Consider the following 15,636-nt stretch of genomic DNA (forward strand, 5'->3'; position numbering starts at 1 on the left):
GCTGAAGCTTGGGAAAGATAGCGGGGTGGAGAACGTCCGCGGGGCGAGAGCGTTGCGTGCGAAATCAGCGCAGGGCGGCGGTCGCGAGCAGGCCGGCCAGATTGAACATCAGATGCGCCAGTGCGCCGGGCAGGATTATTCGTCCGGTCCTCAACCTCAGCCAACCCAGCGCCAGACCCAGAGGAAGCGTATAGGCGACCTGTTGAAGGGCGGCGGGCGTCGGCTGGAAACTGTGGTAGCCGAGGTGGCTGACGGCGAAGAGCAGGGCCGAACCGATCACCGCTCCACGGTCGCCCCAGGGAGCCAACCGCCTGAAGGCCTCGAACACCACACCGCGAAACAACCATTCCTCGGCCATCAGACCGAGCAGCAGAAAGCCGATCAGGGCGGACCCCGGCAAGGTCGGGCTGAACGCCCCGCCCGCGACGCCGACCGCCGACGCCAGGGCGAAAACCAGGCCGACAATGATCGCCAGACGCAGGCTTTGAGGCCAGGGAAGACGGGCGGCCTGTTCTTGAACCAAGCCCAGAAACAGCAGCCCGCAGACCACGAACGATGCAGGCCGAGCCAGCGCCATGTCGATCCAGGGCTGACCCATAGGCGCGATCAGATGCAGCAGGCCCCTGTCGCAGGCATAGACGAGTAACGGAGAGGCCGCCGTCGCGGCCAGAAGACCGACGGTCTGCGTCCTGGACCTCGGCATGGCCTGCGCGGTCATCACACCATCGGCGGCGGGCCGGCCAGGACGTCGCGCTTGCCGGCGTGGTTGGCGGGGCTGACCACGCCTTCCTGCTCCATCCGCTCGATCAGGGAGGCGGCGCGGTTGTAGCCGATCTGCAGTCGTCGCTGCACATAGGAGGTGGACGCCTTGCGGTCGCGGGTGACCACGGCGACGGCGCGGTCGTACAGGTCGTCGCCCGATCCGCCGCCCCCGCCTTCGTCATAGCCGTTGTCGCCGTCGCCGTCCGGCTCGTCGGTGATCAGATCCAGATAGTCAGGCTCGGCCTGGGCCTTCAGATGTTTGCAGACGTCCTCGACTTCCTTGTCGTCGACGAACGGGCCGTGCAGGCGGGTGATCCGCCCGCCGCCGGCCATGTAGAGCATGTCGCCCTGGCCCAGCAGCTGTTCGCCGCCCTGTTCGCCCAGGATGGTGCGGCTGTCGATCTTGGACGTGACCTGGAAGCTGATCCGGGTCGGGAAGTTGGCCTTGATGGTGCCGGTGATGACGTCCACCGACGGGCGCTGGGTGGCCATGATCAAGTGGATGCCGGCGGCGCGGGCCATCTGGGCCAGACGCTGAACCGCGCCCTCGACGTCCTTGCCGGCGACCAGCATCAGGTCGGCCATCTCGTCCATCACCACGACCAGGAAGGGCAGGGGCTCGGGCCGGATCTTTTCGGACTCATACACCGGGCGGCCCTGGTCGTCGAAGCCGGTCTGGACCGTGCGTTCGAAATGCTCGCCCTTGGCCTGGGCTTCACGGGCGCGCTCGTTGTAGCTGGCGATGTTGCGCACCCCCAGCTTGGACATGCGGCGATAGCGATCCTCCATTTCGCGCACCGTCCACTTCAGGGCGACGACGGCCTTCTTCGGATCGGTCACGACCGGCGCCAGCAAGTGCGGGATACCGTCATAGACCGACAGCTCCAGCATCTTGGGGTCGATCATGATGAAGCGGCATTCGGCCGGGCTGTGGCGATACAGGATCGACAGGATCATGGCGTTGACCCCGACCGACTTGCCCGAGCCCGTGGTGCCCGCGATCAAGAGGTGAGGCATCCGCGCCAGGTCGGCGACATAGGGTTCTCCGCCGATGGTCTCACCGAGCGCGAGCGGCAGCAGATGGCCCTTCTTGTCGTATTCGGCGCTGGCCAGAAGGTCGCGCAGATAGACGGTCTCGCGCTTGGCGTTAGGCAGTTCGATGCCGATGGCGTTGCGGCCCTGGACCACGGAAATACGACAGGCGCGGGCGGACATCGACCGGGCGATATCGTCGGCCAGGGCGACCACGCGGCCGTGCTTCACGCCCGGCGCGGGCACCAGTTCGTAGAGCGTCACGACAGGGCCGGGACGGATCTGGTCGATCACGCCGCGCACGCCGAACTCCTGCAGCACGCCTTCCAGCATCTTGGCGTTCTGTTTCAGGGAGTCCTCGTCCACCGAACCGACGCGCTGGGCCGGCTTGGTCAGGATGCAGAGCGGCGGCAGGTCGAAATCGCCTTCCGGCCGCACGAAGTCGAAGGCCTGCTGATCCACGTCATCCTTGCGGGCCTTGGGCGCCTTTACCGCAGCGACGCGAGGCTCGACCGAGCGCGCGGCCGAGGGACGTGGCGCGGGCTGGACGGCGTCGTCCTCCCAAGGCGGCAGGTCGTCATAGGCGGTCTGATGCGGCTCTTCTGCATAGGTCGGGGCCAGCGAGGCCTCTTCCGGTGGGGCGGCGCGGGGCGCTCGGGCCTTGGCGGGCGCCTTTTCGCGGGCGGCCTGGGGCTTCGGCTGAGGCGGCGCGGGTGCGCGCAGCGACTTGCCCCAGTGCAGGGCGTCCAGAAAATCCATGGCGCGCAGGCCGATGGCGAAACCGACCAGCCACAGCCCAGCGACCAGGAAGACGAGGCCTGCAATGATGCGGCCGCCAGGGATATGCAGGGCGCCGAGACCGCGCGCCGCCAGGCCTGTCACCGCATCGCCCCACAGACCGCCCAGACCGGCGGCGAGCGGCCAGGCGGCGGGCGCGGCCAGGGCGGCGAGCGCGCTGGACAGCAGCAGCACCCCGCCGGTCGCAGCCAGGGCTTTCAACGGCGTGGGCTTGAGCCTTTGCTGGATCGCATCGCCGACCGCGCGCGCCAGGCCGAAGGCGACCAGCAGCAGGGCGGCGGGCCAGGCTGCGAGACCCAGCGATTGCATGAACAGGTCGGCGAACAGGGCGCCGTTCGCCCCCAGCCAGTTGGTCGTCGGCAGGCTGGAGGCGGCGTTCAGACTGGCGTCCGCCGGATTCCACGACACCAGGGCGACCAGCAGCAGGGTCGCCAGCAGGGCCTGCAAGACGCCCCTGAACCGCACCACGAAGGGCGCGTCCCACAGGATGCGGGCGCTGATCCAGGCCTGACGGCCGATGACGAGGGCGGTGGACATGAAGGATCGAACCTTCCTGCGGCTGACGTTCAGCCGCCTTTGTCGCACCCACAGGGTTAAGGGGCTGTTTACCAGCTTGGCTTTGCGACGGCGTTTTGTCTCCTCCCCGCTTTGCGGGGAGGGGGACCGCGAAGCGGTGGAGGGGTTCTTGAAGCCCCATAGACATCTGCGATGCGGCAAAGAACCCCTCCGTCACGACGCGAAGCCGCGCCGCGCCACCTCCCCATGAAATGGGGAGGAGACTGTGTGGGCGTTTCGCCCTCTGGACCTTTGGCCGCGACGGCGCGACAAACCTTCCATGGCTGATACTGAACGCTACGACATCGTCATCGCCGGCGCGGGGCTGACCGGGGCGGCCTTCGCCCTGGCGGCGGCGCAAGGCGGGTTGAAGGTCGTGATGGTCGATCCGCAGCCTTTCAGCGACCAGTTGGCGCCGACCTTCGACGGGCGTTCGACCGCCGTGGCCTTTTCGACCTTCCGCATGCTGGACGCGCTGGGGCTGGGCGAAAGCCTGCGTCCGCACGCCTGCCGGATGGATCATATTCTGGTGACGGACGGGCGTCGGCCGGGCGCGGCCAGCCTGTCCGCCTCGCCCGCCTTCCTGCGCTTCGACGCCGACGAGATCGGCGGCCGCACCGGCGGCGAGCCGCTGGGCTATATGGTCGAGAACCGCCGCATCCGCGCGGCTCTGGCCGAGGCGGTGACGCGCGCAGGGATCGCGGTGCGGGCCCCGGCCTCGGTCGCCAGTGTCACGACCGATGCGGGCAAGGCGACCGTGACCCTGGCGGACGGATCGACCCTGATCGCGCCCCTGGTCGTCGGCGCCGAGGGGCGAGGTTCGACCGTGCGGCGCGCCGCCGGGATCGAGACGGTCGGCTGGGGCTATGGCCAGAGCGGCGTGGTGGCCACGGTGCGGCTGGGTCGCGACCACGGCAATGTCGCCCACGAATATTTCCTGCCCAGCGGCCCCTTCGCCATCCTGCCCCTGACCGATCAGCGCGCCAGCCTGGTCTGGACCGAGACGACGCGGCGGGGCGAGGCGCTGCGCGACGCTTCCGACGAGGCCTTCCACGCCCATCTGATGCGCCGCTTCGGCGAGTTTCTGGATGGGGCGACGGTCGAGGGCCCGCGCTTCGTCTATCCGCTGTCGCTCAGCCTGGCCGAAAAGCTGATCGCGCCGCGCATCGCCTTGATCGGGGATGCGGCGCACGGTGTTCACCCCGTCGCCGGTCAGGGTCTGAACATGGGGCTGAAGGATGCGGCGGCTCTGGCCGAGGTTCTGGCCGAGGCCGCGCGTCTGGGTGAGGATATCGGGTCGGAAACCGTTCTGGAGCGTTATGCCCGCTGGCGCCGGTTTGATACGGCGGCCCTGGCGGCGGGTTTCGACGCCTTCGTACGCCTGTTCTCCAACGACATCGCGCCGGTGCGTCTGGCGCGCGACCTGGGCATGGCCGCAGTCAATCGCATCGGCCCTCTGCGCCGCGCCTTCATGCAGGAAGCGGGCGGCGCGACTGGCGACTTGCCCCGGCTGTTGCGCGGCGAGGCCGTCGTCTAGTTCAACTGCATCCGCACGCGCTCGAAGGTCGTGAACCGCCGCGCCTCCTCGACGCCATCCAGACCCTGGGCGCGCGCCAGGGCGTGCAGCGAGCCGGCGAGCGCCCCCTGCTTCTCGCGAGCCGAGGCGACATCGAGCCACGGCCGGTGGTCCTCGGGGTCCAGCAGGGCGCGACGCAGGGCCGACCGCTCGGCGCCCTCATAGTCCCGGCCGCGAATGGCCCGGCTGAACAGCACATTCTGCAGCCGGATCAACGACTGACGATCCGTCACCGGCGCCATCAGAAGATCCAGCCGATCCGCGACGTGCGGCATCAGACCGGCGCGAAGCGCGCGCCGGGTCAGTTCGCTGGGCAGGATCAGCCGCCCCTGGCTGAACGGGTCCAGGGCGACAGGACCTTCGGGCGTTTCGACGCGAACCATGAAATGGCCCGGAAAATCGACGCCGGCCGCGGTGATGCCGGCCGCGCGCGCCGCGTGCAGATAGAAGACCGCCAGCACGGCGGACAGGCCGCGCCGCCGCTCGGCGACCGCGATGATGTCGGTGTTGTCGGGATGGTCGTAATGGATCAGGTCGCCGTTCAGCCGCAGGTCGGCGCACAGGGTTTCGGCCAGGGCCTCGTCAGGCCCCTCGCCGCCGATCCGCTCCTTCAGCCGCTCGCAGGCGTTGTGGGCCAGGGCGCGAACAGGCTCGGGATCACGCAACGGATGGTCATGGATGGCGCAGGCGATCGCAGCCTCCAGCAGGGGGAAGGCGTCGTCTTCGGCCTGACCGGCGGCGGTCAGGACGGCCTCGGCCTCCTCGCGCGTCATGCGATCCCCTCGTCAGCGCCTCTCGACGCCGCGAAGATGACGTGGAACGCGCCAGGGAGCCAGCGCCACCATATCAATTCTCAATTCCAGACGTTGCAGGCCCGGCCGATTGCGCCGGATCGCTTCGCCCGCTGCGACCAGTCGATCGTACTGGACCGGCTTCAGCGCCAGAAGGGCCGCCTCCATCGTCGCGCGGCGTTTGACCTCGACGACCGCCAACACCCGACCGCGACAGACCAGCAGATCGATCTCGCCGGCCCGGCTCTTCAGACGAAACCCCAGCACGCGATAGCCGCGCAGGATGAGCCAGAAGGCCGCGATCCATTCGGCGGCGTGACCGGACTTGAACGCCGCCCCGCCCTTCGCCTGACGCCACGCCGCCTTGGGGCGACGGACCGGCGCGGGACGAGACAGGCGTTTCACTTGCCCTTCAGCTCCAGCGCCCGGCGATATAGGGTCTTTCGGTTCAGCCCCAGGGCCTTGGCCACCTCGGAGGCGGCGTCCCCAGTCGACAGGGTCTGAAGGGCGTCGATCAGGGCAGCGTCCGCGTCGGCCTCGGTCGCCTGAACCTCTTCGCCGGGGCCGACGACCACGACGATCTCGCCCTTGGGCGCGTCCAGGCGCGGATCGACGGCCAATTCGTCCAGCGGCCCGCGCACGCACTCTTCATAGAGTTTGGTCAGCTCGCGGGCGACGGCGGCGGGGCGCGGACCCAGCACGGCGGCCATATCGGTCAAACTGTCCTTCAGGCGCGGCCCGCTTTCGAAGAAGACCAGCGTCTGGCGCTGGCTCTTCAAGCCTTCCAGCGCGGCGGTGCGGCCTGCCGTCTTGGGCGGCAGGAAGCCGGCGAACAGCACCCGGTCGGCCGGCAAGCCGGCGATGCAGAGGGCGGCCAACAGACTTGAGGCGCCGGGGATCGGATGGACGGGCAGTCCTTCGGCGATCACCGCGCGGGCGACGACGAAGCCGGGGTCGCTGACCAGAGGCGTGCCGGCGTCCGACACCAAGGCCACCACCTGTCCCTCACGCAACCGTTCGATCGCCTGTTCGGCGGCGCGGCCGGACGCATGATCGTCGCAGCGTTCCAGCCTGGCCTTCAGCCCATAGGCGCTCAGCAGTTTGGCGGTGACGCGGGTGTCCTCGGCCAGCACCAGATCGGCGGCGGCCAGTACGTCCAGCGCCCTCAGCGTCATGTCGCGCAGGTTGCCGATCGGGGTGGCGACCAGATAGAGACCCGGCTCCACCCGCCGGGGCGGCGGGGCGGCGGGGGGAAAGGGCGAGGGTTCGCTCAACGCTCGACCACGGCCGCGGGGGGACGCGGCGCCGAGGTCAGGCCCGAGCCTTGGAAGGCGGGACCGGCGTCATAGGCGGCGAAGGTGGCGGCGGTGATGATCTCGCTGACCGAGGCGCCCAAGCTGACGATCTGCACCGGCTTCTCCAGACCGACCAGCAGCGGACCGATCACGGTCGCGCCGCCCAGGGCCTGAACCAGCTTGGTCGAGATGGCGGCCGAATGGATGGCGGGCATGACCAGGACGTTGGCCGGCTTGGTCAGGCGGTTGAAGGCGTAGGCCGAATGCCCCTTGGGATCCAGCGCGACTTCCGGCGGCATTTCGCCTTCGTATTCGAAATCGACGCCCTTCTTGTCCAGGATGCGGATCGCCTCGCGCACCTTCTCGGCGCGATCGCCGGGCGGGTTGCCGAAGGTGGAATAGGACAGGAAGGCCACGCGCGGATTGCGGCCCAGCTTCCTGACCGTATCGGCCGCCTTGACGGCGATGTCGGCCAACTCTTCGGCGTTCGGCAGTTCGTGAATGGTGGTGTCGGCGACAAACAGGGTGCGGCCCTTGGCCAGCAGGATCGACAGGCCGATCAGGGTGTCGTCCACATCCAGCACGCGCTGGACCTCCTTCAGCGCCATGTTGAAGTTGCGGGTCACGCCCGCGACCATGGCGTCGGCCCGGCCCTTGGCGACCAGGGTGGCGGCGAAATAGTTGCGGTCCTGATTGATCATCCGCTGCACGTCTCGGCGCAGATAGCCCCGGCGCTGCAGCTTTTCGTACAGCCAGTCGGTGTCCTCGACATTGTGGTCGGAGACGCGGGCGTTGGTGATCTCGATGCCCAGCTCGTCGAAGTTCAGACCGGCCTCGCCGGCGTTCTGACGGATCAGATCCTCGCGGCCGACCAGGATCGGCGTGCCCAGGTCGGCCTGCTTGAAGCCCCAGGCGGCACGGATGACGGCGGGTTCTTCGCCCTCGGCGAAGACGACGCGCTTGTTCGGCCCGCCGCGCACGGCCGAGCTGATCTTCTGCATCAGGGCGGCGGACGGATCGACGCGCGAACGCAGCGCGTGGCGATAGGCGTCCATATCCTCGATCTGGACGCGGGCCACGCCGGTGTCCATCGCCGCTTGGGCGATGAAGGGCGGTATGTACCAGATCAGGCGCGGGTCGAAGGGCGTCGGGATGATGTAGTCCGGGCCGAACTTCAGCTTGCGTCCGCGATAGGCGGCGGCGACCTCGTCCGGCACGTCCTCGCGCGCCAGGGCGGCCAGGGCCTGGGCGCAGGCGATCTTCATCTCGTGGTTCACGCGGCGCGCGCGCACGTCCAGCGCGCCGCGGAACAGATAGGGGAAGGCCAGGACGTTGTTGACCTGGTTCACATAGTCCGAGCGGCCCGTGGCGATGATGGCGTCCGAGCGCACCGACTTGACGTCCTCGGGCGTGATCTCGGGGTCGGGGTTGGCCATGGCGAAGATGATCGGATTGGGCGCCATTGAGGCCACCATCTCCTTGGTGATCGCGCCCTTGGCGGACAGGCCCAGCACCACGTCGGCGCCGACCATGGCTTCGGCCAGGGTGCGCAGTGGGGTGTCGGTGGCGTGGGCGGCCTTCCACTGGTCCATGCCGTGGTCGCGACCCTTGTAGACGACGCCGTCGCGGTCGCAGATCACGGTGTTCTCGGCCTTGACGCCCGCGGCCTTCATCAGGGCGATGGAGGACAGGCCCGCCGCTCCTGCGCCGGCCAGCACGACCTTGATCTCGTCCAGCTTCTTGCCCGCGATATGCACGGCGTTGATCAGGCCGGCGGTCGAGATGATGGCGGTGCCGTGCTGGTCGTCATGGAAGACGGGGATGTCCAGCAGATCCTGAAGCTCGCTTTCGATGACGAAGCATTCGGGGGACTTGATGTCCTCCAGATTGATGCCGCCCCAGGTGTCGCCGATGTTCTTGACGACGGTGATGAACTCGTCCGGATCGGTGGTCTTCACCTCGACGTCGAAGCTGTCGACGTCGGCGAACCGTTTGAACAGGACCGACTTGCCCTCCATTACCGGCTTGGAGGCCATGTGACCCAGGTTGCCCAGGCCCAGGATCGCCGTGCCGTTCGAGATGACGGCGACCAGGTTGCCCTTGGAGGTGTAGTCGTAGGCCTTGTCAGCATCGGCGGCGATGGCCAGGACCGGCACGGCTACGCCCGGCGAATAGGCCAGCGACAGGTCGCGCTGGGTCGCCATCGGCTTGGTCGGCGCCATGGAGATCTTGCCCGGCGTCGGGATGCGGTGGAAGTCCAGCGCTTCGTCGTCGGAGAAGGTTTGCTTTTCGGTCTGATCGGGCATCGGTCGTCCAGGGCGTCGGCGTGGCTGTAACCGTTCGTGTCCTAGAGGCTGGGACGGGCCGCGCCAACCCTTGACGCGGAGGAAGCCTGCGCAATCGGCCCGGAGACTTACCTTCGCGTCAGCGTCAACGCCGTCAGATCGACAGCACGCCCGTCCGTTCGATCTCGACCGGCCCGGTCATCAGGACGTGATCGGTTTCCGCATCCCAGTCGATGAGCAGTTCGCCGCCATCGACGACGACCGTCGCCTTGCGTTCGGTCAGGCCGCGCCGCGCAGTGGCGACCAAGGCGGCGCAGGCGCCGGTGCCGCAGGCCTTGGTCAGGCCGGCCCCCCGTTCCCAGACCCGCAGGCGGATGTGGTCCCGGTCCAGCACGTTTGCGAAACCGACATTGACTCCTTGCGGGAACAGCGGGTGATGCTCGACCAGCGAGCCGGATCCGGTGACGAAGCCGTCGTCCTGGCGGTCGGTGAAGAAGACCACGTGCGGATTGCCCATGGAGACGGCGCCGGGCGTGTGCAGGAGCGGCGCGTCGATCGGCCCGACCTGAAGCTCGATCCCGCGCGTGTCCATCTCTTCGGCCAGCGGCACCTGGGTCCAGTCCAGGCGAGGCTTGCCCATGTCCACGGTCACACGGTGGTCGCCGGCGCGGGTGGCGGTGGTGGGGCCGCCTGCCGTGTCGATCACCACGCGGTCGGAGGCGTTGGCCTGCATCAGCAGCCAGCCGACGCAGCGCAGGGCGTTGCCGCAGGTCTCCACCATCGATCCATCAGCGTTCCAGACCCGCATGAAGGCGTCGGCCGTGTCTGACGGTTCAATGGCGATCAACTGATCGAAGCCCTCGCCAGTCTGGCGGTCGCCCAGCGCACGAATCTGGTCCTCGCTGGGAGCGAACGGCTGTTCCAGCGCATTGACGACGACGAAGTCATTGCCGGCGCCGTTCATCTTGACGAAAGGACGGGTCATGCAGGCCATATAGGCCCAACCCAGCGTCGCGGAAACCAGCGTGTCCCAGACCGAAACCGACCCCAAGGACAACGGCCTGCGACTGCGCGCCCGGCTGCGATACCTGTATCATGGCAGCCAACCGCCGGCGGTGCGGTTCCGGTTGATGGTCATCGTCATCGATCTGGCGATCATCGGCTTTTTCCTTGCGGCGCCCATCCTGAAGAACATGGGCTGGGCCTTCTATGCGCTGGACTATTTCATCGCCGCCATTCTGGCCCTGGATCTGGCCGCGCGGGCCTATGCCTATGCGAACATCAAGGACTGGCTGAAGCGGCCGATCGTCTGGGTCGACCTGTTCGTGCTGGCGACCCTGTTGTTTCCGGCCTGGCTGTTCAATCTCGGCTTCCTGCGGATGTTGCGGCTGTGGACCCTGCTGAACTCGGACTTTTTCTGGCGCACCGTGGGGGCGCGGTTCGACGATACGCGGGTTGAAGGGATCGCCCGCGCCCTGGCCAATCTGATCACCTTCGTCTTCGTGGCGACCGGCTTCGTCTATGCGACGTTCAGGGGGCATGACGGCATCGCCGGCTATGTCGATGCGCTGTATTTCACGGTGGCCACCCTGACGACGACCGGGTTTGGCGACGTCACCCTGCCGGGGCCGTGGGGGCGGTTGTTGTCCATCGCGGTCATGCTGGTCGGCATCACCCTGTTTTTGCGCCTGGCGCAGGCCCTGATCCGACCACACAAGGTGCATTTCCCCTGCGACCGCTGCGGTCTGCAGAACCACGACCCCGACGCCGTCCACTGCAAGGCGTGCGGCAAGCTGCTCTGCATTCCCGACGAGGGATGAGGCGGCGCGTCCCGCCGGTGTGACAAAACGGTAAGGTCGCACGGCTTGCCGCACGGGAAGGCGTCGTTAAGGTGCCGGCTTCGTTTTCGGGGACCTGTCCATGATCCGTGCTTCCGCCGTCGCGCTTGCGACGCTTCTCGCCTCCACCAGCCTGACCTCGGTATCCATGGCCCAGACTTCCGCCTCCTCACCCGCTCCGACCTCCGGTGGCTTCGCGACCAGCGACGCGACCGACCCCTATCTGTGGCTCGAAGAGGTCGAGGGCGAGCGGGCGATGGAGTGGGTCAAGGCCCACAACGAACGCACCTTCGCCGTCCTGCAGGGCGATCCGCGTTACGAGACCCTGCACCAGCAGGCGCTGGAGATCGTCCAGGCCCAGGATCGCATCCCGTCGCCCGGCTACACCCACGACGGCCATATCGACAACTTCTGGCAGGACGCCCAGCACGTGCGCGGGCTGTGGCGCCGCACGACGCTGGACAGCTATCGCACCGCCACGCCCGAGTGGCAGACCATCCTCGACATCGACGCCTTGGCGGCGGCCGAGGGCCAGAACTGGGTCTACAAGGGCTCGACCTGCCTTCAGCCCGAAGAGCGCTACTGCCTGATCAGCCTGTCGAACGGCGGCAAGGACGCCGTGACCCTGCGCGAGTTCGACACGGTCGAGCGCAAGTTCGTCGACGGCGGCATCACCCTGCCGGAATCCAAGGGCGGCGCATCCTGGATCGACAAGGACACCCTGCTCATCTCGCGCGACTTCGGTCCCGGCACCCTGACCAACTCGGGCTATCCGATGGTGGTCAAGCGGATGAAGCGCGGCCAGACGCCCGATCAGGCCGAGACCCTGTTCACCGGCCAGCCGACCGACGTTTCGGTGTCCGGCTATACGCTGCGCGACGCCGACGGGGTGGTGAAGGCGACGCTGATCAACCGTTCGGTGGACTTCTATTCGTCCGAGACCTGGCGCCTGGGTGACGACGGCGCAGTGACCCAGCTTCAACTGCCGGCCAAGTCCGACATCACCGGCTTGGTCCAGGGCCAGCTTCTGGTGTCGCTGAAACAGGACTGGACCGCGCCGTCGGGTCAGGATTTCAAGACCGGCGACCTGATCGCCTGGCCGCTGGAGGCCTGGCTGGCCGACCAAGCGACCCCGGCTCAGCTGGTGCTGCGTCCGACCGAGCGCCAGGCCATCGAGGGCGTCAACGTCACGCGCAACCGGCTGGTCGTGGCCCTGTATGACAATGTGCGCGGCTCGGTGCGGGTCTACACCCCTGGTCAGGGCGAATGGGCGCACACGACGCTGGACCTGCCCCAGAACGTCTCGGTCGGCGTCGGATCCGCCTCGGAGAAGGATGACAAGGTCTTCGTCAGCGTCACCGGCTATCTGAACCCGTCCAGCCTGTGGCTGGCCGACGCGGCGACCGGCGCGGTCGATCAGGTCAAGTCGATGCCGGCCAAGTTCGACGCCGCCGGCATGACGGTCGATCAGCACGAGGCCCGCTCGGTCGACGGGACCATGATCCCCTATTTCCTGGTGCATAAGGCGGACATGCCGCTGGACGGCTCCAACCCCACGCTGCTGTACGGCTATGGCGGGTTCGAAAGCTCGCTGCTGCCCGGCTATTCGGCGACGGTCGGCAAGCTGTGGCTGGAGCGGGGCGGCGTCTATGTCATCGCCAATACGCGCGGCGGCGGCGAGTTCGGACCGCGCTGGCACGAGGCGGCCCTGCAACAGAACCGCCAGCGCGCGCACGAGGACTTCCAGGCCGTGGCCTTGGACCTGATCGCCCGCGACATCACCAGCCAGCCCAAGCTGGGCATCATGGGCGGCTCGCAGGGCGGGCTGTTCATGGGGGCGATGCTGACCCAGCGACCCGACCTGATCAACGCCGCCGTCATCCAGGTGCCGCTGTTCGACATGCTGCGCTTCCACAAGTTGCTGGCCGGCGCCTCGTGGATCGGCGAATATGGCGACCCGGACATCCCCGAGCAGCGCGCCTGGATTCAGCAATATTCGCCGTATCAGAATCTGCGTGCGGGCCAGCCCTATCCCGAGGTCTTCATCCATACCTCGACCAAGGACGACCGCGTCCATCCGGGCCATGCCCGCAAGGCGGCGGCGCGGCTTGAGGAGCTGGGCTATCCGGTCCTGTTCTACGAAAACGTCGACGGCGGCCACGCGGCGGGGGCGAACCTGCGCGAAACCGCGCGTCGCCTGGGGCTGGAATACACCTATCTGTCGCGCCGCCTGATGGACACGCCGGCGCAGGAATAGGTCTTCTTCGATCCTCCCCCATGACGCGCAGCGAAATGGGGGAGGGGGACCACGAAGTGGTGGAGGGGGCGACCCCGCGCACCGTGTCTGGTTCCGCCCCCTCCACCGCCTGACGGCGGTCCCCCTCCACCGCCTGATGGCGGTCCCCCTCCCCCGCGACGCGGGGGAGGATCAGATTTGCGGAGTTCAAGCCATGCGTCACCTGATCCTGTCAGCCGCCATCCCGGCCCTTCTGGTGGCCGCCTGCGCGAGTACGCCGGTCGCCAGAGGTGTTGACGAAGTCGTGGTCTCGACCAACGACAGCCCTCCGCCTCACTTCCCCCGCGACCTGACCCCGGCGGGCGTCGCGGCGGCGGACGATCATTTGGCGCTGGAGCAGGTGGACGGGGCAGAGGCGATGGCCTTTGTCGCTGAGGAGAACCGCAAGTCTCTCGCCGTCCTGACCGGCGACCCGCGCTACGAAACCTTCCGCGCCGAGGCCCAGGCGATCCTGACGGCGACCGATCGCATCCCCAGCCCGTCCTTCCTGGGCGACGGCATCGGCAACTTTTGGCAGGACGCGACCAATCCCAAGGGCGTCTGGCGTCGCACGACGCTGGCCAGCTACCGGACCGCAACGCCGCAATGGGAGACGCTGCTGGACATCGACGCCCTGTCCAAGGCGGAGGGCAAAGACTGGGTGTTCAAAGGCGCCGACTGCCTGGCGCCGGACGACACCCGCTGCCTGATCAATCTGTCCGACGGCGGCAAGGACGCGGTGGTCGTGCGCGAGTTCGACCTGACGACCAAGCGTTTCGTGGACGGCGGGTTCAGCCTGCCCGAAGGCAAGCACCGCATCGAATGGCTGGACCGCGACACGCTTCTGGTCGCCACCGATTTCGGCGCGGGCACCATGACGGAGTCCGGCTATCCCTTCATCGTCAAGACGCTGAAGCGCGGCCAGACCCTGGCCCAGGCGACCGAGGTCTATCGCGGCGAACAGGGCGACGGCGGATACGGCGTGAGCCCCGCCGTCTATCGCGCCAAGGACGGCAAGGTGACGGCCGTCATCATCACCCGTCCGCTGGACACCTTCCGGTCCGAGACATGGCAGTTGGCGCACGACGGCAAGACGACCCAGCTTAGGCTGCCCGCCCGCGTCTCGGTCTATGGCGTCCTGAACGACGCCCTGATCTTCTCGCCGGAAGAGAACTGGAGCCTGACCGGCGGGACGGCGTTCAAGGGCGGCGACCTGCTGTCGATGCCGTTGGAGGTGCTGCAGGCGCGGGCCGACGGCGAGACGGTTGTCAGCAACGCCGCGCCGCTGATCTTCTCGCCTGACGCGCGTCAGGCTGTAGGCGACGTTCGCGTTCTGTCGGATCGCGTGGTCGTTTCCTACACGGACAATGTGCGTGGACGTGCTGGCGTTTTCCGTTCGAACGGCGAGCGCGGCTGGAGCCGTCAGGACGTCACGGTCCCCGACAACCTCGCGGTCGGTCTCGGCGACTCGTCCAAATCACGCGGCGAGGTCTTCGTCTCGACCCAGGGCTTCCTCGTTCCGCCAACCCTAAGCCTGGCCGATGCGGGCGCCGCGACCCTGACCACGCTGAAGTCGGCGCCCGCCAAGTTCGACGCGTCGCGCGACGTGACCGAACAGTTCGAGGCGACCTCGACCGACGGGACCAAGATCCCCTATTTCGTCACCCGCCCGCGCGACATGAAGCTGGACGGGTCGAACCCTACCGTCATGCTTGGCTATGGCGGTTTCCAAGTCAGTCTCAACCCGGCCTACAAGCCCGAGATGGGCAAGCTGTGGCTGGAGCGCGGCGGCGTCTTCGTGCAGGCAAACATCCGCGGCGGGGGCGAGTTCGGGCCCGACTGGCACCAGGCGGCGCTGGACGGCGATCGTCAGAAGGCCTTCGACGACTTCGCCGCCGTGGCGCGCGATCTCGAACAGCGCGGGATCACCAGCCCGCGTCGCCTGGGCATCTATGGTCGGTCGAACGGCGGAGTCCTGACCTCGGTGTCGATCACCCAGCACCCCGAACTGTTCAATGCGGCGGTGATCGAGAGCCCGCTGGTGGACATGCTGCGCTATCACGAACTGCCGGCCGGGGCGTCGTGGATCGGCGAATACGGCGACCCGCGCATCCCGGAAGAAGCCGCGTGGATCGCGAAATACTCCGCTTATCAGCAGCTCCGTCCGGGCCAACCCTATCCGCGCGTCTATCTGACCACCAACACGCGCGACGACCGGGTCCACCCCGGCCATGCACGCAAGTTCGCCGCGCGCCTGGGCGATATGGGGTATGACCACCTCTATTATGAGGACACGGCCGGCGGCCACTCCAACGACGCCGACCCTGTCGCCAACGCCCGTCGCTGGGCCCGCCACTATGTCTATCTGTCGCAACAGCTGATGGATTGAGGCTTGTTCCTTGGGGCTATCGCGCTTCGCGCTGCTTGAG

11 protein-coding genes are annotated in these 15,636 nt (G+C 67.7%); 4 read left to right on the forward strand and 7 right to left on the reverse strand.

The annotated features are described in order from the left end of the window. Positions 1-64: 64 nt before the first annotated feature. Together E4341_RS02090 and E4341_RS02095 are read right to left on the reverse strand one after the other, a co-directional pair. Positions 65-718 carry a CPBP family intramembrane glutamic endopeptidase gene (locus E4341_RS02090; RefSeq protein WP_165114795.1) on the reverse strand — a complete coding sequence of 218 codons (654 nt, stop codon included), beginning with the start codon at positions 716-718 and terminating at the stop codon, positions 65-67. Next, positions 718-3,129, reverse strand: coding sequence for a DNA translocase FtsK (locus E4341_RS02095; RefSeq protein ID WP_165114797.1), 2,412 nt, complete (start codon positions 3,127-3,129; stop codon positions 718-720). The genes E4341_RS02090 and E4341_RS02095 overlap by 1 nt, the downstream gene beginning before the upstream one ends. A 298-nt stretch (positions 3,130-3,427) precedes the next feature. Between E4341_RS02095 and E4341_RS02100 the strand changes: the two genes are divergently transcribed. Beyond that, the gene (locus tag E4341_RS02100) at positions 3,428-4,684 is read left to right on the forward strand and encodes a UbiH/UbiF/VisC/COQ6 family ubiquinone biosynthesis hydroxylase (RefSeq protein ID WP_165114799.1); all 1,257 of its coding nucleotides are present in this window, start codon (positions 3,428-3,430) and stop codon (positions 4,682-4,684) included. On the opposite strand, the gene E4341_RS02105 is transcribed toward E4341_RS02100, so the two are convergent. The 5 genes from E4341_RS02105 to dapF all read right to left on the reverse strand — a co-directional run bounded on the left by E4341_RS02105 (position 4,681) and on the right by dapF (position 10,079). Next, positions 4,681-5,496 (reverse strand): SirB1 family protein, encoded by an 816-nt coding sequence (locus tag E4341_RS02105; protein WP_066627336.1) that lies wholly within the window; start codon positions 5,494-5,496, stop codon positions 4,681-4,683. The two genes, E4341_RS02100 and E4341_RS02105, sit on opposite strands and share 4 nt — an antisense overlap. A gap of 12 nt (positions 5,497-5,508) precedes the next feature. Next, a complete protein-coding gene (locus E4341_RS02110; protein WP_205751389.1) occupies positions 5,509-5,910 on the reverse strand; it encodes a YraN family protein in 402 nt (133 codons plus the stop codon). A 5-nt stretch (positions 5,911-5,915) separates the two neighbouring features. Further along, positions 5,916-6,788, reverse strand: a complete 873-nt coding sequence (rsmI, locus tag E4341_RS02115; protein ID WP_165114803.1) for a 16S rRNA (cytidine(1402)-2'-O)-methyltransferase — start codon at positions 6,786-6,788, stop codon at positions 5,916-5,918. Beyond that, positions 6,785-9,115 (reverse strand): NADP-dependent malic enzyme, encoded by a 2,331-nt coding sequence (locus E4341_RS02120; RefSeq protein ID WP_165114805.1) that lies wholly within the window; start codon positions 9,113-9,115, stop codon positions 6,785-6,787. The genes rsmI and E4341_RS02120 overlap by 4 nt, the downstream gene beginning before the upstream one ends. Positions 9,116-9,248: 133 nt before the next feature. Continuing rightward, positions 9,249-10,079, reverse strand: coding sequence for a diaminopimelate epimerase (dapF, locus tag E4341_RS02125; protein WP_165118499.1), 831 nt, complete (start codon positions 10,077-10,079; stop codon positions 9,249-9,251). Positions 10,080-10,119: 40 nt separating this feature from the next. Here dapF and E4341_RS02130 point away from each other — a divergent pair, with 40 nt between their 5' ends. The 3 genes from E4341_RS02130 (at position 10,120) to E4341_RS02140 (ending at position 15,596) form a co-directional block, all read left to right on the forward strand. After that, the gene (locus E4341_RS02130) at positions 10,120-10,914 is read left to right on the forward strand and encodes a potassium channel family protein (protein WP_165114807.1); all 795 of its coding nucleotides are present in this window, start codon (positions 10,120-10,122) and stop codon (positions 10,912-10,914) included. Between the two features lie 100 nt (positions 10,915-11,014). After that, positions 11,015-13,189 (forward strand): prolyl oligopeptidase family protein, encoded by a 2,175-nt coding sequence (locus tag E4341_RS02135; protein WP_165114809.1) that lies wholly within the window; start codon positions 11,015-11,017, stop codon positions 13,187-13,189. Between the two features lie 193 nt (positions 13,190-13,382). Beyond that, a complete protein-coding gene (locus E4341_RS02140; protein ID WP_165114811.1) occupies positions 13,383-15,596 on the forward strand; it encodes a prolyl oligopeptidase family protein in 2,214 nt (737 codons plus the stop codon). The last annotated feature ends 40 nt before the right edge of the window (positions 15,597-15,636 follow it).

The sequence above is a fragment of the Brevundimonas sp. 'scallop' genome (assembly GCF_011045535.1).
Classification (GTDB): Bacteria; Pseudomonadota; Alphaproteobacteria; order Caulobacterales; family Caulobacteraceae; genus Brevundimonas; species Brevundimonas vesicularis.

What these genes read in the sequence shown, in the direction of transcription:
- E4341_RS02090 (WP_165114795.1), bottom strand. Translation starts at nt 718, where the DNA reads ATGACCGCGCAGGCCATGCCGAGGTCCAGGACGCAGACCGTCGGTCTT.
- E4341_RS02095 (WP_165114797.1), bottom strand. Translation starts at nt 3,129, where the DNA reads ATGTCCACCGCCCTCGTCATCGGCCGTCAGGCCTGGATCAGCGCCCGC.
- E4341_RS02100 (WP_165114799.1), top strand. Translation starts at nt 3,428, where the DNA reads ATGGCTGATACTGAACGCTACGACATCGTCATCGCCGGCGCGGGGCTG.
- E4341_RS02105 (WP_066627336.1), bottom strand. Translation starts at nt 5,496, where the DNA reads ATGACGCGCGAGGAGGCCGAGGCCGTCCTGACCGCCGCCGGTCAGGCC.
- E4341_RS02120 (WP_165114805.1), bottom strand. Translation starts at nt 9,115, where the DNA reads ATGCCCGATCAGACCGAAAAGCAAACCTTCTCCGACGACGAAGCGCTG.
- dapF (WP_165118499.1), bottom strand. Translation starts at nt 10,079, where the DNA reads ATGACCCGTCCTTTCGTCAAGATGAACGGCGCCGGCAATGACTTCGTC.
- E4341_RS02135 (WP_165114809.1), top strand. Translation starts at nt 11,015, where the DNA reads ATGATCCGTGCTTCCGCCGTCGCGCTTGCGACGCTTCTCGCCTCCACC.
- E4341_RS02140 (WP_165114811.1), top strand. Translation starts at nt 13,383, where the DNA reads ATGCGTCACCTGATCCTGTCAGCCGCCATCCCGGCCCTTCTGGTGGCC.